This is a genomic window from Methanofollis formosanus (genome assembly GCF_019633745.1).
GTDB lineage: Archaea > Halobacteriota > Methanomicrobia > Methanomicrobiales > Methanofollaceae > Methanofollis > Methanofollis formosanus.
This window is the reverse complement of record NZ_CP037968.1, coordinates 113,752-135,829: the sequence shown is the minus strand read 5'-3', so window position 1 is coordinate 135,829 and position 22,078 is coordinate 113,752. Positions and strand designations below refer to the sequence as shown.

The window sequence follows — 22,078 nt, the reverse complement described above, 5'->3', positions numbered from 1 at the left end:
CCGGGGCCGCCGACTATTTGTGCCCTCCCTCACAACAGATCTAACCGATGCCCCCAAGCAACCTCAGCCCTTCCCTTGTCGCCCGCTATTTTCATCATCAGTGCCCGCGGTTCCTCAGGTACGCCGCCGCCCCGCCGCAGGCCCGCCCCGCCCTCGGCATCCCTGAACCCGTGGAAGAGCAGAGCATGGTCACCGACCTGCTCAGGGAGAAGGGGTTTGCGTGGGAGGAGGAGGTCGTCGGCCGACGGATCCCGGGCGAGGTGCTGGTCGCGCCCGGGGCCGGCCCCTTCCATGAACGGCGGTTCGGGGTGCAGGAAAGTCTCCGTCTCCTCGCCGAGGCGCCGGCGGGCACCGGGATCTACCAGTCCACCCTCGTCGCCCCGCCGGGATTTTACCAGCGCTTCGGCCTCGACCCGACGGTCTGCGCCTTTCACGAGAGCCACCCGGACCTCATCTGGTCTCTCGGCGACGAGCGCCTCCGGGTGATCGACCTCAAGGCGACCGACCAGGTGAAGATCGGCCACCGCGTCCAGGTCGCCCTGTACGCCCTCATCATCGAGGCGGTGCTGGAGGAGCAGGGCATCGGGCGGAGCGTCGACCACGCCTGCGCCGGGGTCTGGCTCCAGGACGCCGAAGCCCCGGAGACGGTGGAGATCGCCCCCGACCTCCGGGTGCTGGAGGCGTTCCTCGCCCGCGACCTCGGGGCGATCATGCGCACCCCGCCCCACGACCTCCCCTGGCACCTCAGGCCCGGCTGCGAGGCGTGCCCCTTCTTTGCTTCGTGCCGGCGGGAGGCGGAGGAGAGAAAGTCGGTCTCCCTCCTGCCCGGTCTCACCACCGGGGCCAGGCGCTACCTCCACGACCTCGGGGTCGACGGCCTCGGCGATCTCGAGGAGTTCCTCGCCGACCCGGCGGCAGACGACGTCCTGGAACGGTGCGGCTCGCTGCGGGGGAAGGGCGAGCGGCTCAGACGGCAGGTCAGGGCTCTCACGAGCGGCGAGGTCGTCTCGCTCGACGGGGCCTCGCCCTCCCTCCCGATCAACGAGAGCATCGGGGTCGTCCTCACCCTCCAGAAAGAACCAATCGGGGGCCGGCTCTATGCCGCCGGGTTCAGGCGGTTCAAGGGCAAGGACGTCTACCCCGCCCCGTCAGCGGTCCGGGTAGAGGTCGCCGCGAGCCCGGAGGAGTGCGGGGAGGTCGGGAAAGCATTCGTCAGGGCGCTCCACCGGGAACTCGAGACCCTCGACCAATACAACCAGGGCCACCCGTTCACCGAACAGCGTTCGCTCCAGACCTATGTCCTCGACGAAGGCGAACGCCTCCTCCTCCTCGAACTTCTCAGGGAATGCGCCGACGACCCGGAGATCGCACCCCAAGCCCTCCCGCTTCTTCAGTATTATGCCGGCGTGAACGGCAACCGGACCAGGTACCCGGTGGTGGTGCTCTCCCGCGTCCTTGCCGGGTCGGCCGCCCTGCCGGTGCCGGTTGCCGCCCGCCTCCCCGACGCCCTCGCCGCTCTTCTCGGCCCCGACCACCCGGCCGCGTTCAAACCTTCGGACCTCTTCTGGCCGGCGCTCGGCAACCGGATGAAGAGCGACGCCGTCGCGATGGCGTGGTACGGCGGGCGCACCGAGGCGCTGGAGTGGACGAGGGACGAGGTCGCCCGGCGGCTCCGCACCGCCGGCGACCTGCTCAGCGCCGTCAGGGACCGTTCCCGCCCGCACCGGTGGGCCGAGAAGTTCGCCTTCCCACCGGTCCACCGGTACGACCATCCTGAACTCGACGCCCTTGCGGCGACCGTCAGGACAGAGGCGGCGACGGCGGCGGCCGAGGTGCGGCGGGCCCGGTGCCTCCCGCAGGCCGAGGCCGAATGGACCGGGGTCAGGGTCAGGCTGCGGTGTATCGACGGCGAACGCTGGCAGGTGCTCTCCCGTCTCGACGAGGCGGCGCTCCCCACCACCGGCGGCCTCCCCGGCTACCTCCTCGTCCCCGACACCGCCGAGGGACTGCGGGCCGCCCGGGCCTTCGACGACTCCCTGTACGCCGCCACCACCGCACCCCCACAGGGCGAGGTGAGGTTTGCCGGGGTGACGGAGGTCGAGACAAACCGCGACGGGCGGGTGGCGCGGCTCGTCCTCGCGGTCAGGTGCGCCGCCGAGCAGGAGCAGTTCGAGGCCGGCGACCACGCCCTCCTCTTCCCGCGGGCGACCGACTTCACCTCCGCGAGGGTCCTCGAGCAGATCGAGGAGTCCGACGCCATGAGAGAGAGCGACCTCCTTACGCTTCTCAGGGAGCCGCGGGCCTTTGCCGTGCCGATGCCCGCCCTCTGCCATCCCGACCCGGAGGCGCTCGCCGGGTTCACCGCGAGCCAGCGGCGGGCCTTCTCCCGGATCCTCGAGAACCGGCTCACCCTGGTCTGGGGCCCGCCCGGCACCGGCAAGACGCACTTCCTCGCCCACACGGTCCTCGAGATCGCCCGGGCAAAGAAGGGCCGGGTCAGGATCGCGGTGAGCGCCCTCACCCACGCCGCCATCGAGAACCTCCTCTTCGAACTCCAGGACCTGACGGCCGGGGACTTCGGGCTCGACCTCTCGGTCTGCAAACTCGAGAAGGCGACCAGCCCGAAGGGCCACGCCCTCCTGGTCCTCGGCCGCGACGTCGTCAAGAAGATGACGAAGGTGCCGGAACGCTTTGTCCTCGGCGGGACGGCGCAGGCCTTCCACAAGTACCGCACCCACCTCCCGGCCTTCGACCTCCTCATCATCGACGAGGCCTCGCAGATGCAGTTCGGCGAACTCGCGCTCCTCCTCCCCCTCCTCGACGGGACAGGCAGACTGGTCCTGGCCGGCGACGACCTCCAGCTCCCGCCGGTCGTGGCGAGCACCGCCGAAGAGGAGGAGGAGGAGAACGAGTTGCAGGACTCGATCTTTGCCTGGATGAGACGCCGGGACGGGGAGGGCGACGACTCCTTCACCGTCCAGCTCCTCGAGAACTGGCGGATGAACGAGACGCTCTCCCGCTTCTCGGCAGAGAGCCTGTACGGCAGCGGCTACCGCCCGGCAACCGAAGCCGTCGCCGGCCAGCGGATCCGGCTCCTGGAGGGAGAAGCCCGCGACCCCTTCCTCGAGTATGTCCTGGACCCCGCCTATCCACTCGTCGTCGTCGTGCTGGAGGAGGTGCGGGCCGCCGTCGAGAACCGGGAAGAGGCCGGACTGGTCGCCGACCTCGCCTGCGCCCTGCGGGAAAGGCTCTGCCGGCCTGACGAAGAGACGCCCTATCCGGCATCGAAGAGCGGCGACGGCGCCTTCTGGCGCCGTGGGCTCTTCATCGTCAGCCCGCACCACGCCCAGATCGCGGCGATCAACCAGGCCCTCGCCGGCCGCCGCACCTGGCACTCCGAGCCCTTCGTCGATACCGTCGACAAGATGCAGGGCCAGCAGTGCGAGGTGGTCATCGTCTCCTACGGCGTCAGCGATACCGAGACCGCCCTGCGAGAGGCCGCGTTCATCTACAGCCTCAACCGCCTCAACGTCTCGGTGACGCGGGCGCGGGCCAAGTGCATCGTCTTCCTGCCCCGTCCCCTCCTGGAACCCTCCTTCGACCTGCTCAGACATGAGAAGGCGGCGGCAGGGCTCGAACATATGCTTGCCCTCCTCGCCTTCTGTGATAGGGGCGAAATGCGCGAGTTCTCTCCTGACGGGGCCGGGAGGGTGAGCGTGTACAGGACGGCCTGAATCCGGGGATGGACGACCGGAGGGATTCGAGAAGATGGAGCCTTCGCCGGCCGGAGTTCTCCCCCGGAACCCCCCACGACGAAGATAGCCAAGGGGCGGCATGATGCTCGACTTCGATTCGCTCCTCGAACGCAGGGATGAGGGGCAAGAATTGATCAAATTTGATCTGAAATGTTCATCCCATATGCTTGAGGCGTGCTCTTGACTCATGCCCGATTCTGATGAAAGAGGGAGAGATGTGTACCGGGCCCGAATTCCTGGAGTTTTTGCCGGGAACAAAGGGAGAAAAACCGACTGAAATAAAAGAATATCGAATATAAAATATATACAAAATATAAATCTTTATAATGAATCATGTGAAATTCTCATAACAGGGTGAGATCATTCGGTGCATCGCATTTGCCCACCATAAAGGAGGGACCGGCAAGACGACCTCGTGCCTCAACATCGCGGGGTATCTTCAGAAGGCGGGGAAGAGCGTCCTGGTCGTGGACAGCGACCCCCAGGCAAATGCGACCTCAGGCCTCGGCGTCGTTCCGGGGTCCTCCGAGACGAGCATCTATGACCTCTTCATGAGCAGGGTCGAGGACTTTCCTGAGGTCGGGCTGCAGGAGGCGGTGGTCACGACCGAATCGGGGATCGATCTTCTCCCGTCTTCTCTCGACCTGGTCGGGGCCGAACCCTACCTCTACTCGGTCGAAGGACGGGCGACCATCCTCAGGGACGCCCTTGCCGACGGGGCCGCAGCGTATGACGTCGTCCTCGTCGACACCCCGCCGAGCATGGGCCAGCTCGTCATCAACGGGATGGTCGCCGCCGACCATGTCGTCGTCAACCTGGACCCCGGGTTCTTCGCCCTGGGCGGCGTCGCGACGATGAAGGCGATCTTCGGGGACATCGAGGCGCATGTGGGGGTGAGCATCAGGCCCGAGATGGCCCTCATCACCGCGCGGACGCCCCCGCCTGAGCGACCCCGAGGGTTCTTCTCCTGGATGAGACGCCGTTTCGCACCGGACGACGACGAAGAGAAGAAAGACCCGGTCGAGGCCGAGGCGGCCAGGACCTTTCTCAGGGTGGAGATCGTCCCATACTCCCCGGAGGTCCCGGAGGCGCAGGAGCACGGCCTCCCGATCTCCCATTATGCCCCGGACTGTCCCGCCGGCGCGGCGTATCGGGAGATCGCGGCCTTCGTGGGCGAGTGGAACTGATCAGATACAGAGGTGGAGATGATGATTTCGGAAAAACCTGGAAGACAGGCACTTTTTGCCGCGCCGTCGGCACTGAACGGGAACGAGGAGGAGAGAGAGGCCCTGATGGAGCGGGTCGGCGACCTGGCAGCGGCACTGCGGTCGGCGCTGGAAGGCGACTTCTCGGTGCCGGTGGACACTGAGGAGATCCCTGAAGAGCTCAAAGCTCTTGCAGACGCCGTCGCCGGGGTCATTTCAAAGATGCAGGAAGAAAAGGCCCCTGCAGGGGTACCCGACGAAGCGGTCACCGCGCTCACCGGCGCCCTGCAGCAGGCCCTTGCCAGTGCATCTCCTGCACCGGTCAGGGCCGATACCCTCTCCCCGGAACTGCAGGACCTCGCCGGGGTGTTCAACCGCACCCTCGAGAGGGTGCAGGAAGATCGGGCAACGGTTGCACGACTGGAAGAAGAGACCGCCAGGATACAGGAAGAGCACCAGGCGGCCGTCGCAAGACTGGAAGAGGAGGTGGCCGGGTCGAAGGCGTCGGTGCAAAAGATGGCCGACGCCCTCGGCGGCGACGCCTCTCTGCACCTGGACGCCGCCGTCTATACCGACGAACTCAGGAACCTTGCCGATGCGATCCAGGCGATCTTCTCCCGGATGCAGGAGAAAGAGAAATCCGACCTCTGGCTGCAGACCGTCTTCCTGGAAAACCCGATGCCGATGGCCCTCATCGACCGGAACTTGAAGGTGCTCGCTCTCAACGATGCTTACTGCGAGTTGATGGAGGACTCCAAAGAGCGCCTCACCTCGGGCGCGAAGAGCCGCGTCGGGATCAAGCACCTTGCCGGGGACAGGAACAACCACGTCTTCTCGCGGGGCAGAAAGACGCAGTCGACGCTCGAACTCACCGTCGGAAAGAAGAGCAAGGTCGTCGAGCAGTACGGGATCCCGCTCGTCGATCAGGCGGGCCGGACCGACCGGGCCCTCTTCATCTTCTACGACGTCACCGACGTCAGGGAGAAGGAAGCGCAACTCAAGGAGGAGATGACCGAGATCAAAGACCTCCAGATCCGCACCCAGACGATCGTCGACCAGAACCCGATGCCCATCCTCCTCCTCTCCCCTGACCTCACCATCATCTCGGCCAACGAGGCCTATGCCGCGATGTCAGGGATCCCGTTCGGGAACCTGGAGGGGATGAGCGTGCGCTCCTTCAGGATCCTCGAACAGAAAGGCGAAGGACTCAAGCAGGCGCTCCAGTACAGGAGGCGCTGCCGCGGCGAAGTAACGGTCGAACTCCCGAGCGGCACCCACATCCTCGAGCAGTACGGGATCCCCCTCCTCTCGGCCGGAGGCGACCTGACCGGCATCATCATCGTCTACAACGACGTCACCAGGCAGCGCGAGAAGGAGGAGGAGATCAAGGCCCTCATGGCCGAGGCCGATGAGCGGGCGCGGCGGATCGAGAGGAATGCCGCCGAACTCGGCACGGTGATGGCCGCCGCCGCCGACGGCGACCTTTCCACCGGCGTCGCCATCGGCGAGGACGACCTCCTGGCCGCGGTGAAGACGGACTACAACCATTCGCTGGAGAACTTCAGGGCGATCATCGAGGAGGTGAACCAGGCCGTGAACTTCCTGGACGAGACCTCCAGAGAGACCGGCAGGGGTGCGGCCGATATCGGCAAGGCCACCGAGCAGGTGGCCCTCGCGACCCAGCAGTCCTCCGAGTCCTCCCGCGACCTTCTCGAGAGTATCGAGAGCGTGAACCGGAGCATCTCCGACCTTTCGGCATCGATCGAGGAGATCGCAAGCACCACCCAGGAGATCATGCAGAAGGCCCAGGCCTCGGTCGAGGAAGGACGGGCCGGGGCTGAGATCGGAAAAATCGCGTACCAGAAGATGGAGGCCGTCGGGACGGTCTCGGAGGCGACGGTCAGGGATATCGGGCACCTCAACGACCAGATGCACGAGATCACCAAGATCGTGAAGTTGATCAACGAGATCTCCAGCCAGACCAACCTGCTCGCCCTCAACGCCGCGATCGAGGCGGCCAGGGCCGGCGAGCACGGCCGCGGCTTTGCCGTCGTCGCCGGCGAGATCAGGAACCTGGCCGGCGACTCGAGAGAGGCGAGCCAGCAGATCGAGGAACTGATCGCCTCCATCCAGAAAGAGAGCGAGCAGACCGCCGAATCGATGCGGGCCTCCCACCAGGAGATCCAGGAGGGGATCGACAGCGTCAACCGCGCCATCACCGTCCTCACCAGGATCAGTGCCGACATCAACGACGCCGCGAGTGCGATCACCGAGATCACCCGGGCGACCGAGGACCAGGCCGAGGAGACCGGCAAGATCATGGAGATGATGGAGCAGGCCGCGAGCAAGACCAAAGAGAACCTCAAGCAGACGGAAGACATGGCCGCCCTCGCCGAGGAGGTCAGCGCCTCGACGCAGGAGGTCGGGAGCGCCGCCCAGGAACTTGCAGGGCTTTCGGCCGAACTGAAAGGGAAGATGGGCACCTTCAAAACTCAATAGTATTCAGGGACCAGCCACCATGGACGACTTTGCAGCACTCAACCGGACGATCGAGCGAGTTGTGGGGATCAAGACCTCCAACTACAAGGAAGACTACATACGCCGCCGTGTCCTCTCCAGGATGCGGATCTCAGGCAACGAATCGTTTGCCGACTACCACAAATATCTCCTCTCCGAGGCGGACGAGAAGGATCTTCTCAGGAACGCGCTCACCATCAATGTGACCGAGTTCCTGCGCGACCCCGAGGTCTTCTCGCTGGTGCGCCAGCAGGTGCTCCCCGAGATCCTCAAGAAGAAGACACGGATACGGATCTGGTGTGCCGGGTGTGCGACCGGCGAGGAAGCGTACACCTACGCGATGCTTGCCAGGGACCTCTCGTTCACGCACGAGATCGACTGCACCATCTATGCGACCGATATCGATCGGAAAGTGCTCGAGAAGGCGCGGGAAGGCGTGTACGATGCCCGGGCCCTCAAGAACCTCAACGAGCGGCAGATCCAGCGGCACTTTACCCGCACCGAGGACGGGAAATACGAGGCAAAGCCCGAACTGAAAAGCCTGATCCGCTTCTCCCATCACGACCTGATGACCAATATCCCGGCGGCCCGTTTTCTGGACCTCGTCTCGTGCAGGAACGTGACCATCTATTTCAACGAGAAACAGAAGACCGACCTGGTGCGGATGATCCACGGGTCTCTCGGGATGGGGGGCTACTATGTGATGGGCAAGACCGAGTATCTGGGACGGGAGGTCGAGGACCTTTTCGCTCCCTTCGACCCGATACAGAAGATCTTCATCAAGAAATAGAATGAAGATCGGCGAGGGGGGGCAACTCCCTCTTTCGAATTCTGTCTTCCCGGCCCGTCTTCATCCTGCGGGGGGCGTTCTACAAAGCTGATTTTTCACTCTTCGCCTTCAACTCCCTCACCTGGTCGCGCAGAAGGATCGCCCGCTCGAAGTCGAGGTGCTCCGCCGCTTCGTGCATCTGCGCCTCCATCTCGATGATGAGGTTGGGGATCTCGGCCTTCGGGACATGCTTCGTGTCGGTGAGGTCCACCTCCTTTGCCGGGACCGGTTTGGTGACCGTCTGCGGCACGATCCCGTGCGCCCGGTTGTAGGCGACCTGCATCTGCCGGCGGCGTTCGGTCTCGGCGAGGGCGGTGCGGATCGAGTCGGTCTCGTGGTCGGCGTACAGCACCACGCGGGCGTTGGCGTTGCGTGCCGCCCGGCCGATGGTCTGGATCAGACTGCGGGCGTCGCGGAGGAACCCCTCCTTGTCGGCGTCCAGGATCCCGACGAACCCGACCTCAGGGATGTCGAGCCCCTCCCGCAGGAGGTTGATCCCGACCAGCACATCGAAGGTGCCAAGGCGGAGGCGGCGGATGATCTCGGTGCGTTCGAGGGCGTTGATCTCAGAGTGGAGGTATCTGGTCTTGATACCCTGCTCCGCGAGGAAGTCGGTGAGTTCCTCGGCAAGCCGCTTGGTGAGCGTGGTGACCAGCACCCGGTCGCCGCGGTCGATCGTCCGCCTGATCTCCTCCATCACGTCCTCGACCTGCCCCTCGACCGGGCGCACCTCCACCACCGGGTCCACGAGCCCGGTCGGCCTGATGATCTGCTCCACGACCCCGGCCGAGTGCTGCAGTTCGTACGCGCCGGGCGTCGCCGAGACGCAGATGACGTTCTTCATGTACCCCTCGAACTCGCCGAAGGTGAGGGGGCGGTTGTCGAAGGCCGAGGGGAGGCGGAAGCCGTACTTCACCAGGGTCTCTTTGCGGGAACGGTCGCCGTGGTACATCCCCCGCACCTGCGGGAGAGTCTGGTGGCTCTCGTCGACGACCATCAGGAAGTCGTCCGGGAAATAGTCGAGGAGACAGTACGGCTTTTCCCCCGCTCTGCGCCCGTCGAAGTGGCGGGAATAATTCTCGATCCCCTTGCAGCTCCCGGTCTCCTCGATCATCTCGATATCGAAGAGGACCCGCTGTTCGAGACGGTGGGCCTCGAAGATGTCGAGGGTCGGGAGCACCTCGTCGAGTTCCTTTTTGATGGAGACGACCGCCCGTTTGCGCTCCTCCTCGGTGGCGACGAAGTGGCGGGCCGGGTAGAGATAGAAGTACTCCATCGTCTCCTTTCTCTTCCCGGCGACCGCATCGATCTCCGAGATCCGGTCCACCTCGTCGCCGAAGAGTTCGATCCTGATGATGTCGTTGAAGTACGCCGGGATGAGGTCGATGGTGTCGCCCTTCGCCCTGAACCGTCCGGGGGCGAGGTCGAGGTCGTTTCGCTCGTACTGGATCTCGACCAGGCGCTCCAACAGATCGGCCCGCCGCACCCGGTCCCCGTGCTTCAGTTCGAAGCCCATCCCCCTGAAGTTCGCCGGGTTGCCCAGGCCGTAGATGCAGGAGACCGAGGCGACGATGATGGTGTCTGGCCGCGAGAGCACCGAGGCCGTGGCCGCGAGACGCATCTGCTCGATCTTGGGGTTGACGGAGGTGACCTTCTCGATATACTGGTCCTTTCTCGGGAGGTACGATTCGGGCTGGTAGTAGTCGTAGTACGAGACGAAGTACTCCACCCGGTTCTGGGGGAAAAATCCCGAGAACTCGTGGTAGAGTTGTGCCGCCAGGGTCTTGTTGTGGGCGAGCACCAGGGTCGGGCGCTGCACCGCCTCGATGACGTTGGCGACCGTGAAGGTCTTCCCGGACCCGGTGACGCCGAGGAGGGTCTGGAACCGCTCGCCGCCCTCGATCCCGGCGGTCAGTGCTTTGATCGCCCCTGGCTGCGAACCCTTCGGGACAAATGCCGCATCCAATTCAAATTCAGTCATCCTCTCATCGCCTTCCTCCGCAGGAAGCGGTTGTAGGTGATCGCAAAGCGGTGCGCCTCGTCCCTGATCTCCTGCACGAAGAGGGAAGAGCGGGCGTCGTTTTTGATCGGGAGGGGGTGCGGGAAACCGGGCACATAGATCTCCTCCTCGCGCTTGGCGATCGAGATGATCGGGAGACGCAGGCCGAGGGCGGCGATCGCGTCGGTCGCCGCCTTCAACTGCCCCTTGCCGCCGTCGACGATCACCAGGTCGGGCATCGACTTCCCCTCCCAGAGGAGACGGGCGTACCGGCGGCCGACCACCTCGGCGATCGCCGCGAAGTCGTCGATCCCCTCGACCGTCCTGATCTTGAAACGCCGGTAGTTCCGTTTGTCCGGCCGCCCGCCCCTGAACTGCACCATCGACCCGACCATCGCCGTGCCGGCGAGGTGGGAGATGTCGAAACACTCGATGACATTCGGGGGGTCGGGGAGACGGAGGTCTTCCCTGAGGGCCTCGACCTTCATCCGGTCGGCGAAGAAGGTGAGGTCCAGGTTTTTGCCCGCGAGGTCGAGGAGCCGTCTCTTGTCGCCCCGCTGCGGGACCGTCACCCGCACCTTCCCCCCCCGGCGGTCGGCGAGGTAGTCCGCGACCGGTTCGCCGACCCCGGTCGGGAGGACCACCTCTTTCGGCGGGGCGTGCTCCCCATAGTACTGGACCAGGAACTCCTCGACGGCGTCGTCCGAGGCCTCGAAGACGTACTCCTGTTTTCCGGTGAGGGTGCCCTTCTCGACATGGAAGAGGAGGAGGAAAAGATTGCCGTCCTGCTCCTGGTAGGCGATGATGTCCTCGTCGTGGTCGGTCCGCCGCTCCATCCGCTGCCGTTCGGCCAGGTGCCGCACCGCCGCGATCTCGTCGCGGAGTTCGAGGGCCCGTTCGAACTCAAGGCGCTCCGACCGCTCGGCCATCTCGGCCTCCATCTCTTCGATGAGATCGTTTCCCCGGCCCCGCAGCACGGCCCGTGCTCGGTTCACCCGTGCGGCGTACTCCTCCTCGGGCATCGTCCCGGTACACGGCGCCGCACAGATGCCGAGGTGACGGCGGAGACAGGGGCGCTTCGGGAGGCGCCGGCACGAGCGGAGACCGAAGGCCCTCTTCACCACTTCGAGCACCTCGTCACGTTCCTTCGCGGAGACGAAGGGCCCGAAGTACTCGCCGTCGTCACCGACCTCGCGGGCGATCGCGATCCGCGGGAACGCGTCCGCGCTGAGGTGGATGTAAGCGTACCGCCGGGCGTCCTTGAGGTCGATGTTGTACTTCGGCTGGTGCCGCTTGATGAGGGTGTTCTCCAGGATCAGTGCCTCGACCTCGGTTCCGGTCACGATGAACTCGGCCGAGGCGATCTGCCCGATGAGTTTCTGCGTCTTCGCGTCGTGGTCGTGCTTCTGGAAATAACTCGACACCCGTCGCTTCAGGTGCTTCGCCTTGCCGACATAGATCACCGTCCCGTCGGCGTCGCGGTACAGGTAGCAGCCGGGCTCTTCGGGGACGAGCGCGAGGTCGATCATGGCAGGATCTCTGCCAGGTAGTGGCCGGTATAACTCTCCTTCACCCCGGCCACCTCCTCGGGCGTGCCGGTGGCGACCACCCTCCCGCCGCCGTCCCCGCCCTCCGGCCCGAGGTCGATGAGATGGTCGGCCGACTTGATCACGTCCAGGTTGTGCTCGATGACCACCACGGTGTTCCCCTTCTCGACCAGACCGTCGAGGACGGCGACGAGTTTCCTGACGTCGTGGATGTGGAGCCCGGTCGTCGGTTCGTCCAGGAGATAGACCGTCTGTCCGGTCGCCCGCTTCGAGAGTTCGCGGGTCAGTTTGATCCGCTGGGCCTCGCCGCCCGAGAGCGTGGTCGAACTCTGGCCCAGGGTGAGGTAGCCGAGCCCGACCTCGCAGAGGGTCTCGAGTTTGTTCCTGATCGAGGGGACGTGCTCGAAGAACGTCGTGGCCTCGTCGACGGTCATGGCCAGGACGTCGGCGATGGACCTGCCCCGGTACTTCACCTCCAGGGTCTCGGCATTGAACCGTTGCCCCTTGCACTCGTCGCACTCCACGAAGACGTCGGGGAGGAAGTTCATCTCGATCTTGATGACGCCCTCGCCCTGGCAGGCCTCGCACCGCCCGCCCTTGATGTTGAAGGAGAAGCGGCCCGGTTTGTAGCCCCGCACCTTCGCCTCCTTCGTCTCGGCGAAGACCTTCCTGATCTCGTCGAAGACCTTGGTGTAGGTCGCCGGGTTGGACCTGGGCGTCCGGCCGATCGGGCTCTGGTCGATGACCACCACCTTGTCGACGGGAGCGTCGATGGTGAGGGCGTCGTGGGGGCCGGGGCTTGTCCGGGCACCCGAGATCTTTCGTGCGAGGGCCGGGTATAGGGTGTCGGCGATGAGGGTGGACTTGCCCGAGCCCGAGACGCCGGTGACGACGGTGAGGGTGCCGAGCGGGATGGCCACGTCGATCCCCCTGAGATTGTGCGCCCGGCACCCGGTGAGGGTGAGGTACTCGCCGTTGGTCCGGCGCGACGACGGGACCGGGACCGAGAGATCGCCGGAAAGGTAGCGCCCGGTGAGGGAGGCGGGGTTCTTCGCCACCTCCGCGGGCGTCCCTTCGGCGACCACCGTACCCCCGTGCACCCCGGCGCCGGGCCCGATGTCGACCACATGGTCGGCCGCCCTGATCGTCTCCTCGTCGTGCTCGACGACGACGATGGTGTTGCCCAGGTCCCGGAGTTTCTGGAGGGTCTCGATGAGTCGCCGGTTGTCCCGCTGGTGGAGCCCGATGGAGGGTTCGTCCAGGACGTACAGCACCCCTGTGAGGTTGGAGCCGATCTGGGTGGCGAGCCTGATCCGCTGGGCCTCGCCGCCTGAGAGCGTGCCGGCGCTCCTGGAAAGTGTGAGGTAGCCGAGCCCGACCTCCTGGAGGAAGGAGAGCCTGGCCCTGATCTCCTTGAGCACCTGGGCGGCGATCGCCGTCTCCTTCGGGGTGAGGGAGCGGTTGAGGCTCTCGAAGAACTCGACCGCCTGGCTCACCGGCAGGTCGGTCACCTCGATGATGTTCTTGCCGCCGACCTTCACGGCGAGCACCTTCTCCTTCAGGCGCTTGCCGCCGCAGGCCGGGCAGGGGAGGACCCGCATGAACTTCTGGAGTTCGTGGCGGCGGTACTCTGACTTCGTCTGCTGGAAGAGGCGTTCGGCCTGGGGGAGCAGGCCTTCCCAGGCGCCGGTGTGCGACCAGCTGGCGTCGCCGTTCCTGGTGCTCACCGAGAAGTGGATCCTGTCGGGCGCACCGTACATCAGGACATGATACTGCTCCGGCGTGAGGTCTTTGATGGGCGTGAGCACCGAGAACCCGAAGTGTTTTGCGACGGCCCCGAGGTGCTGGGCCCGGTAGCCGTCGAGGAAGTTCCGGTAGGTCGCCACCGCCCCGTCGACGAGGGACATCTCGGGGTCGGGGATGATGAGGTCCGGGTCGAACTCGGTCTTGAACCCGAGGCCGTTGCACTCCTCGCAGGCGCCGAAGGGGGAGTTGAAGGAGAACATCCTGGGCTGGAGTTCTTCAAAGGAGAGTCCGCAGACCGGGCAGGCCATTCTGGCGGAGTAGGTCTCTTCCTCGCCGTCCTCGCCGAGGGCGACGACCAGACCGTCCGACTTTGCGACGGCGGCCTCCACCGCCTCGACGAGCCGCGAGCGTTCGGCCGCGGGGTCGAGGCGGTCGACGACGACGTCGATGTCGTGCTTGACGTACCGCTCCAGCGGATGCTCCTCGTCGGTCCTGACGATCTCGCCGTCGAGACGGACGCGGGCGTAGCCCTCGGCGTCCAGGTCCTTGAGGAGCTGGGCGTACGTCCCTTTCTTCTGGCGGACCACGGGAGCGAGGACCGTCACCTGCCGCCCGGCAAACCTCCCGGCGACGGCGTCGGCGATCGCCTCGGGCGAGCGCGACTCGATCCTGGTCCCGTGCTCGGGGCAGTACGGCACCCCGATCCGTGCGAAGAGGAGTCTGAGGTGGTCGTAGATCTCGGTGACCGTGCCGACGGTGCTGCGCGGGTTTTTGGAAGTGGTCTTCTGTTCGATGGAGATCGCGGGGGAGAGCCCCTCGATCGCGTCGACGTCAGGTTTCTGCATCAGCCCGAGAAACTGGCGGGCATAGGCGGAGAGCGATTCGACGTACCGTCGCTGTCCCTCGGCGTAGATGGTGTCGAAGGCAAGGGTCGACTTGCCTGACCCGGAGACGCCGGTGAGGACGATGAGACGGTCCCTGGGGAGCGAGAGGGTGATGTCTTTGAGGTTGTGTTCCCTCGCGCCCCTGATCACGAGGTGTTTCATCTTCAGGATCGTCTTGTCCCTGACCCTAATAGAAGGGTGGGAGCGGGCAGTGAAAGTGAACGGATCGATCAGGTGTCTGGTGCTTTTGTTCTCGCGTCCGGGTGCACGAACATAACGATTGCCGGGAGGAGAGCGTGACGCAGAGAGTGCCGCCCCCAATCGCAGGATCTTTTTCGCCGTCTCGCGCCGGGGGGCGGCACCATCCTCTTCGTGTCCATCTCTCTCTGCCTTCCCGCCCTATCTTCGTCCCCGGGGTTCCGGGGGCAGCGCCCCCGGCGCGAGTGGAGGGAAGGCACACCACGTGAGGATTTTTTCCCCAGACAAAACTCGCGATCGCATGCTCCCGAGGTGCCTTTATGCCCGGAGGGTCCAAGAGTTGAGAGGATGGAGACAGGAACGGCCGGGGAACGGGCATGTCGGTTCGCCGCCTGGATTGCGGCGGCCCTCGGGGTGAGGGAAGAGCAGGTGGCAGGGACGGCGACGCTCCTCGCGGGCGGTGCGACGGTCCCCTTCATCGCGAGGTACCGGAAGGAGGCGACCGGGTGCCTGGACGAGGTGGCCATCGCGGCGGTCAGGGATCGGCTTGCGGCGATGGAGCGGCTCGAAGAGCGGAGGGAGACGGTGCTCGCGTCGCTCAGGGAGCAGGGCGTGCTCACCCCGGACCTGGCGGCACGGGTGATGGGGGCGGAGAGTCTGGCCGTCCTCGAAGATCTCTATCTTCCGTTCAGGCCCGGACGCCGGACCCGCGCCTCGGCGGCGCGTGAACTGGGGCTGGCCCCCCTGGCCGCGGCCCTGCTCGGGGGCGAGTGCGCCGATCCGCTCGCCGCGGCGCAGAGGTATGTCAGGCCCGACGGCCCGGCCGACGCCGCGGCGGCGCTTGCCGGCGCGAGCGACATCGTCGCCGCCACCGTCTCGGAGGACGCCGGCGTCAGGGCGTCGATGCGCCGGCTCTTCATGGAGGCGGGGGTGCTCACGGTGCGGGCGGCCCGCGGGAAGGATCTCGCCGCCACCCCGTACGCCGACTATGCAGGATATACCGGGCGGCTCAGGGCGATGCCAGGTCACCGCGTCCACGCGGTGCTGCGCGGGGCGCGGGAAGGGCTGCTCTCGGTCACCGTCGCCCCGCCTGAGAGGCGGGCGCTCGGCCTCATGGGAGTGCGGGGCCGCGGGCCGGCGAGCGAGGTGGTGGCCGCGGCGGTGCAGGACGGGTACCGCCGCCTCCTTGCCCCGGCGATGGAGCGCGAGAGCCTCGCGGCCGCGAAGGCGCGGGCCGACGAGGAGGCGGTGCAGGTCTTTGCCGCCAACCTCAGACGCCTCCTCCTCGCGCCCCCGCTCGGGAGAAAGACGGTGCTCGCCGTCGACCCCGGTTTCGCGGCCGGGTGCAAGGTCGCCTGCCTGGACCGGCAGGGGACGCTCCTCCACGCGACGGTCGTCCGTCCCCTCCCGCCGCACCGGCAGGAGGGGAAGGCCGGGGCGGTGCTCGCCGACCTCTGCCGGAGGTACGGCGTCGAGGTGGTCGCCGTCGGGAACGGCCACGGCGGCCGGGAGGCGCGGGCCTTCCTGCTGGGCCTCGGCCTGGGGGTGCCGGTGATCACGGTGAGCGAGTGCGGGGCCTCGGTCTACTCGGCCTCGGCGGAGGCCCGCCGGGAGTTCCCCGACCTCGACCTCACCCTCAGGAGTGCGGTCTCCATCGGCCGGCGCCTCCAGGACCCGCTCGCCGAACTGGTGAAGATCGACCCGCAGGCCCTGGGCGTCGGGCAGTACCAGCACGACGTCGACGGCCGACTCCTGGCCGCGGCCCTCGACGACACGGTGGTCAGCGCCGTCAATGCCGTCGGGGTGGAGGTGAACACGGCGAGCGCCCCGCTCCTCGCGAGGGTCTCCGGGATCGGGCAGGCGCAGGCCGCACGGATCGTCGGCTTCAGGGAGGAGCACGGGCCCTTCGGTTCGCGGCGGGCCCTCCTCAAAGTCCCCGGCATCGGGCCAAAGACCTTCGAACAGGCGGCCGGGTTCCTCAGGGTCGTCGGCGGCGCCGACCCGCTGGACGCCACCGCCGTCCACCCGATGCACACTCCGGTCGTCAGGGCGATGGCCGACGACCTGGGGGTCGGGGTCGGCGACCTCGTCGGCAACCCGGCCCTCCTCGGGCAGGTCGAACCGGAACGCTATGTGCACGGTGCCGTCGGTCTCCCGACGGTGCACGACATCTGCGCCGAGCTCGCTGCCCCGGGCCGCGACCCGCGGCCGCCCTTCGACCTGAGCGCCTACGAGGGCACCCCGGCCTCGATCGACGACCTCGCGCCAGGCATGGCCCTGCAGGGCACCGTGACCAACGTGACGGCCTTCGGGGCCTTCGTGGACGTCGGAGTCGGGACCGACGGCCTGGTCCATGTGAGCGAACTCGCCGACGCCTATGTCGCCCGCCCCCTCGACGTCGTCGGGGTGCACGACCGCGTCGCGGTCACCGTCCTCTCGGTGGACCTGATCCGCCGGCGGATCGCCCTCTCGATGCGGGAGCGTCGGCGGGGATGAGCGGCCTCCCCCCGGTCGTCGGTCCGTCGCCGATCATTCTCGTGCTCGGCAGTTTCCCGAGCGTCGTCTCGCTCCGCGTCCGGGAATACTACGGCAACCCGCGCAACGGGTTCTGGCGGGTGATGGAGGCGCTCTTCGGGGTGCCGGCCGACCGCTCCTATGCCGAACGGCTGGAAGGGCTGAAGGCGGCCGGGATCGCGCTCTGGGACGTCGTCGGGGCGTGCACGCGGGACGGGAGCAGCGACGCCTCGATCCGGGAGGTGGCGGCAAACGACATCCCCGGGTTCCTCGACCGCCACCCGACCGTCTGCATCATCGCCCTCAACGGCCGGGCGGCGGAACACTGGCTCCGGCGCGTCCACCCCACCGTATGGGAGCGCCCGGGCGTGCGGGTGCTCGCCCTCCCCTCGACCAGTCCGGCGAACGCCCGTCTCACCATCGAAGAGAAGACCGAGGCATGGCGGGCGGTGGTGCGGACGGGCGCAGGCACGAAGGTTTAAACCGATGCGGCTCACTCCAGATGAGCACCATGCGATGGCCCGGAGTCGCCCTTGCCGGCGGGATCACCGCCCTCTTCCTCATCGTCAGCCTCAGGGCCGTCATGCAGGGCGGGCCTCCGCTCGGGCTTGCCATCCGCCTCGTCGCCCTCAACGGCGTCCTCGCCCTCTCGATCGCGGCGGCGATGACCCCCTTCCTCGCCGGGATCAGGGCTGTCTTCGGCCGCCCCTTTCTCGCCGTCCACCACCTCTTCGCCGCCGTCGGCCTCGTCGCCGCTCTCCTCCACCCGGCGCTCGTCGCGATCGGGGCCGGCGACCTCTCGGTCCTCGTCCCCTCCTTCGCCTCGTGGACCCTCTTCTGGACCTATGGCGGGCGAGTGGCCCTCATCCTCATCCTTGTCGCCCTGGCGGCCGTCTTCCTCAGGCGGCGCTACCCCACCTCATGGCGGCCGTTTCATATGCTGATGTACGCCGCCCTCTTTCTCATCGTCGTCCACGCGAACCTCATCGGCACCGACCTTGGTGATCCGGTTGTCCGGGTGGTGGTGAACGGTGCCTTTGTCGTGGTTGTGGGGGCGTTTGTGGTGAAGCGATGGCGGCGGAGGAAGGTTAGGAAGAAGTAGGGGGGAAGTGGCGGATTCATTGCCTTCTCATGATCTCTTGCCGAGATCTTCACTCCCTCTATAATGATCAGCCTGGAGTTTTTCCAACAAAGTTCCTGTCTCGATCTTTGGCTCTGTAGAATCAGGCATGAACTTTGGGTTCAAGCATACGGGGTGAAAATTCCTGGCGGTCTCTGGTGAGTGGATCCTTGCTCCTCTTCGGAGCACAGGACACACCATAGGACTACCACTTCGTTGCCGCCCCCGCCCATCCTCTCGCGAGATGGCAGGACAGTTCTCCGATGCGGGCGGCCCGCATGATCGATCATCACGCCTTCCTCCACCCTTGTACCGGGGGCCCTGCCCCCTGCGGGAGCATGGGGGAAGGCAGTTCAATCATACTCGAACCAGGAGAAGTGAGGGTTTAGCATGAGCATATCCCAAAAGTATCCAGAGTTCGATCCATCATCTGGATCAAGACTCTTTTCGGCCGTTCATCTGCCTTCTCTGCTTCAATTGCTATCCAGAGGCAACGCCCCCGGCGAGAGTGACGAAGGAAGGCAGACCGATCAGAGGTGCCGCCCACAGAAAGCATAAAGGATGTTTCCTTGCTCTTTCCTGCCGGGGGGAGACCCCCCGGACCCCCCCACGACGAAGATAGGAGTGGGGCGGCAACAATCTCTTGAAAGATACCGTGCTTCAGAAACTTCTTTTACTCACCTATCAAGGCCAGAGAAGTTTTGGGATGATCTCCATGAAAATGATCCTGATCATCTCTTCAGGTTTGTATGAGTGTTTGAACTCGCCAGATCCCGTTGAAATCGATACGCGGAGGATCGAAAATTCTTCAGCGTGATCGGCCGCCCCCTATCGTCGAGATTCCCCTGCCATCTCGCGCCGGGGGAAACCCCCGGACCCCCACGACGAAGATAGCCGCGGGTCGGCATGATGTTCGACTTCGATTCGCTCCTCGTTCGTAAGGGTGGGGGTCAAGAACCGATCCAGATCTGATCTGATATTTTCATCCCGTATGTTGAGGCGAGCGCTCGCCTCATGAAAAATTCTACAGAGCCGATCTTTCATCATCCTCACTCCCCCGACCTGCAGAGAATTCGCACAGAATGGCTAAATATTTCAATCGATCTATTCTTGGTGATGAATGCCCAGATCAATCCCCCACAAGCGCAGGAAACCGCCGATGATGCCGGAGCAAGAAAAACATGAATATGGAATCCATTCCTGTTCTCGTGGGAATTTTTCTTATATTCGGCGTGCCTTTGCTGCTCTTCGCGGCATACACCACCGTGCTCTCTTATCTCATCCGGAAGATCCCGAATCCCGCCGTCCGTATTCTTGCACCCCTCGGCATCGCCCTTCTGTTTCTCTTTGTCGAACTGGACAATCCATTTTTATCCTTCAAGCGCTGGCCGTCCTCCTGCCGTTTCCGCTCGTCGAAGGCCATCTGCAGGCAAAGAGAAAAGGAGTCCCGGTCTTTATCTGTGCAACTCTGACGATGCTCTATGTGTTCATAACCGGGTTTGCGACCGTCATGAGTTATTCAGGGCCTGATAATAGTGTGGGGCCGTTATTTTTCGATTCAATCCAGCCATATCTCGATTCTTTCCAGAGTGACTATCTCTTCAAGGTCGTGTACAGGCTGATGCAATTTCTTGAAGCAATTCTTGTTGCGGTGGTGGTCTATGGGATACTTCTCGTTGCATACAGGGTCAAGGGTGTGGTGGGCGGGTTAAAACAGTCTGATTCGATAGATCAATAACCCGGGATCTTCAGGCTCTGTAGAATTGGGCATTGGGCGAAAGCACGCCTCAAGCATGCGGGATGAAAATTGCTCGTCGCTTGATCTCCCATATTCAGACAGGAGAATCATTGGGGGCCTCGCTCCATCGCCGCCCCTCGGCTATCTTCTCGCGAGACGGCAGGAAAGATCGTGCGATGAGGGCGGCACGCCTGATCATCGCGCCTTCAAATACCCTCGTGCCGGGGGCTCTGCCCCCGGACTCCCAGGATGACAATAGGGCCGTGAATGCTGAGCGCCTGATCGTTCTGAGGGTGGTTTTGTTCTCCGTATATCGGGTATGAGGGAAATTTGTGTCTTCGAATTCTCATCCATAACTCCAGAATTGAACGTCTGGATCATTTTTCCCTGAAAACCCCATTGAAATCTGGAATAGGATTCAATGTGTCGGTTTTCATTGGTTCAACATGAGGCTCTTGCCTCATCCCGTTTCATGGTAAATCATCCTCTTCTCGTGGTGCGAGCGTGATGATCGGATATGCCGCCCCTATCACAGGATCGTCACCGCTGCCTCGCGCCGGGGGGGCGAGTGCCCCCCGGACCCCCCACGGATGAAGATAGCCGAGGGGCAGCGATAGAGTGGTGTTCACGCTCACCACAGAAAAGAGAGGAACCCTCAGGGTTCCTGTTGCGTGGAGCAGTGGATGCCCCCGCCGCCGAAATTGATCGGGATGGTGTTGATCATGACCACTTCGCGGTCAGGGAAGAGTGACTGGAGAATGCGTTCCGCCTCCTGGTCTTTCTTTTTGAGCGACTCAGGCATCCCCATATCGGGCATCCAGTACTTCTGGCCGAGGACAACCCCGTTGGAGATGAGGAAGTTGCAGTAACTCTGTGCGGGCACGACCGTTACGGGCCGGCCGTACGGGAAGGCCGTGCCGTCGGCATAGTTCGCGTACGCCACAAGACTGGCATATGCCTCGTCCTCGGGCGTGGCGGTGAAGTAGACCATGTCGGGCACCGGCATGCGGACGATCTTGAACGGGTTCCCGTCCTGATCGACGGCGTTCTTCAGGATCTGGTAGTTCGCCTCCATCCGGCGCCGGTTCTCGGCGGCCACCGGATCGTTTGCCGCCTCCTCCGCGGGCACCTCGGCGAGCAGGACGGTGTCGGGCGAGACGAAGCGGCAATACTCGTCCACGTGGTTGTTGGCCGAGGCGGTGCGGTAGGCGACGCCGACGCCGTTCGGGCCCGGAATAGTCGTCGTGTCGTAGCGGTCGTCATCGACGAGGCCCTGCTTCAGCCAGATGATATTGCGTACCCCGAAGAGACGCTTGAACTCGTCTTCGATCTCTTCGCGCGCGAGGTTCGGGTTCCGCTGGAACTCGCAGGACTCGGTGACGATCAGCGTACCTTTTCCATTGAACTCGCGGTCTCCCCCCTCGCTGACCAGCCGCGTCATGACGCTCTCCAGTCCCATGTCGGCCGCCACATCCCGGTCGATCCGCTCCATCATGCGCGACTGGACGTCACTCTGGGCGAAATAGCCCCAGCAGTTGAATGCACAATCGACGATGCGCTTCTCCCCCTTCTCGTTCACCGTGAAGATCGGGCCGAAGTCGCGCCAGTAGAGCATGGTGAAATTCTTCTCGTAGAATGAGATGTTCTCGGTCGGGATGTTGTGTTCGGCAAGGACGGCGAGCACGTGTTCCTGCTGCGCCGCATCAGGTACACAGATGCGGAGATGCACATGCGGATGGAGGGCCTGGACGATCTCCACCATCACGTCGTCGGTATGATACCCGCGGATGTACTCCTTGGTCAGCCATCCGAGCCAGACCGCACTCTGCTCCTCGAATTCGCCAGGGAACCTCCAGGAGGGGGGATCTGCGGCCTCTTCCGGGTTCGGGGGATCGAGACGGGCGCTTCCTGACGGTATCAGCAATGCAACCACCAAGAGGAGTCCAATCCCTCGTATAATTCGTGTTTGGTCGTGTCTCATGGTTTCACCGGAATGGATACATCCTGAAGTAGTCCCTTATAAATA

At 64.7% G+C, this 22,078-nt stretch carries 12 protein-coding genes; 8 read left to right on the top strand and 4 right to left on the bottom strand.

The window, feature by feature from the left end:
* Positions 1–47: 47 nt before the first annotated feature.
* The 4 genes from E2N92_RS00560 to E2N92_RS00545 all read left to right on the top strand — a co-directional run bounded on the left by E2N92_RS00560 (position 48) and on the right by E2N92_RS00545 (position 8,267).
* Entirely contained in the window at positions 48–3,734 is a 3,687-nt protein-coding gene (locus E2N92_RS00560) for a bifunctional RecB family nuclease/DEAD/DEAH box helicase (protein ID WP_220681764.1), read from the top strand.
* A 380-nt stretch (positions 3,735–4,114) separates the two neighbouring features.
* Positions 4,115–4,942, top strand: coding sequence for a ParA family protein (locus E2N92_RS00555; protein ID WP_343222872.1), 828 nt, complete (start codon positions 4,115–4,117; stop codon positions 4,940–4,942).
* 21 nt (positions 4,943–4,963) lie between these two features.
* A complete protein-coding gene (locus tag E2N92_RS00550) occupies positions 4,964–7,459 on the top strand; it encodes a methyl-accepting chemotaxis protein (protein WP_220681763.1) in 2,496 nt (831 codons plus the stop codon).
* A 19-nt stretch (positions 7,460–7,478) separates the two neighbouring features.
* On the top strand, positions 7,479–8,267 hold the full coding sequence (locus E2N92_RS00545) for a CheR family methyltransferase (RefSeq protein ID WP_220681762.1): 789 nt from the start codon (positions 7,479–7,481) through the stop codon (positions 8,265–8,267).
* 79 nt (positions 8,268–8,346) lie between these two features.
* Here the strand turns inward: E2N92_RS00545 and uvrB are convergent, their stop codons facing one another.
* Genes uvrB through uvrA form a run of 3 tightly spaced genes read right to left on the bottom strand, consistent with a single transcriptional unit; the run spans position 8,347 to position 14,644 of the window.
* The gene (gene uvrB / locus E2N92_RS00540; RefSeq protein ID WP_220681761.1) at positions 8,347–10,287 is read right to left on the bottom strand and encodes an excinuclease ABC subunit UvrB; all 1,941 of its coding nucleotides are present in this window, start codon (positions 10,285–10,287) and stop codon (positions 8,347–8,349) included.
* A complete protein-coding gene (gene uvrC / locus E2N92_RS00535; RefSeq protein WP_220681760.1) occupies positions 10,284–11,834 on the bottom strand; it encodes an excinuclease ABC subunit UvrC in 1,551 nt (516 codons plus the stop codon). Before uvrC ends, uvrB begins: the two co-directional genes overlap by 4 nt.
* Positions 11,831–14,644: an excinuclease ABC subunit UvrA gene (gene uvrA / locus E2N92_RS00530; protein ID WP_220681759.1), complete on the bottom strand. Its 2,814-nt coding sequence runs from the start codon at positions 14,642–14,644 to the stop codon at positions 11,831–11,833. The genes uvrC and uvrA overlap by 4 nt, the downstream gene beginning before the upstream one ends.
* Positions 14,645–15,028: 384 nt before the next feature.
* Here uvrA and E2N92_RS00525 point away from each other — a divergent pair, with 384 nt between their 5' ends.
* From E2N92_RS00525 to E2N92_RS00510, 4 genes are all read left to right on the top strand, one after another.
* Entirely contained in the window at positions 15,029–17,176 is a 2,148-nt protein-coding gene (locus E2N92_RS00525; RefSeq protein ID WP_220681758.1) for a helix-hairpin-helix domain-containing protein, read from the top strand.
* Positions 17,173–17,676: a DNA-deoxyinosine glycosylase gene (locus tag E2N92_RS00520; RefSeq protein ID WP_220681757.1), complete on the top strand. Its 504-nt coding sequence runs from the start codon at positions 17,173–17,175 to the stop codon at positions 17,674–17,676. Before E2N92_RS00525 ends, E2N92_RS00520 begins: the two co-directional genes overlap by 4 nt.
* 29 nt (positions 17,677–17,705) lie before the next feature.
* Positions 17,706–18,296 (top strand): ferric reductase-like transmembrane domain-containing protein, encoded by a 591-nt coding sequence (locus E2N92_RS00515; protein WP_220681756.1) that lies wholly within the window; start codon positions 17,706–17,708, stop codon positions 18,294–18,296.
* A gap of 1,177 nt (positions 18,297–19,473) precedes the next feature.
* Positions 19,474–20,052 carry a hypothetical protein gene (locus E2N92_RS00510; RefSeq protein ID WP_220681755.1) on the top strand — a complete coding sequence of 193 codons (579 nt, stop codon included), beginning with the start codon at positions 19,474–19,476 and terminating at the stop codon, positions 20,050–20,052.
* Positions 20,053–20,707: 655 nt separating this feature from the next.
* Here E2N92_RS00510 and E2N92_RS00505 read toward each other — a convergent pair.
* Complete coding sequence (locus E2N92_RS00505) at positions 20,708–21,985, bottom strand: agmatine deiminase family protein (RefSeq protein WP_246589256.1); 1,278 nt, start codon at positions 21,983–21,985, stop codon at positions 20,708–20,710.
* Positions 21,986–22,078: the final 93 nt, after the last annotated feature.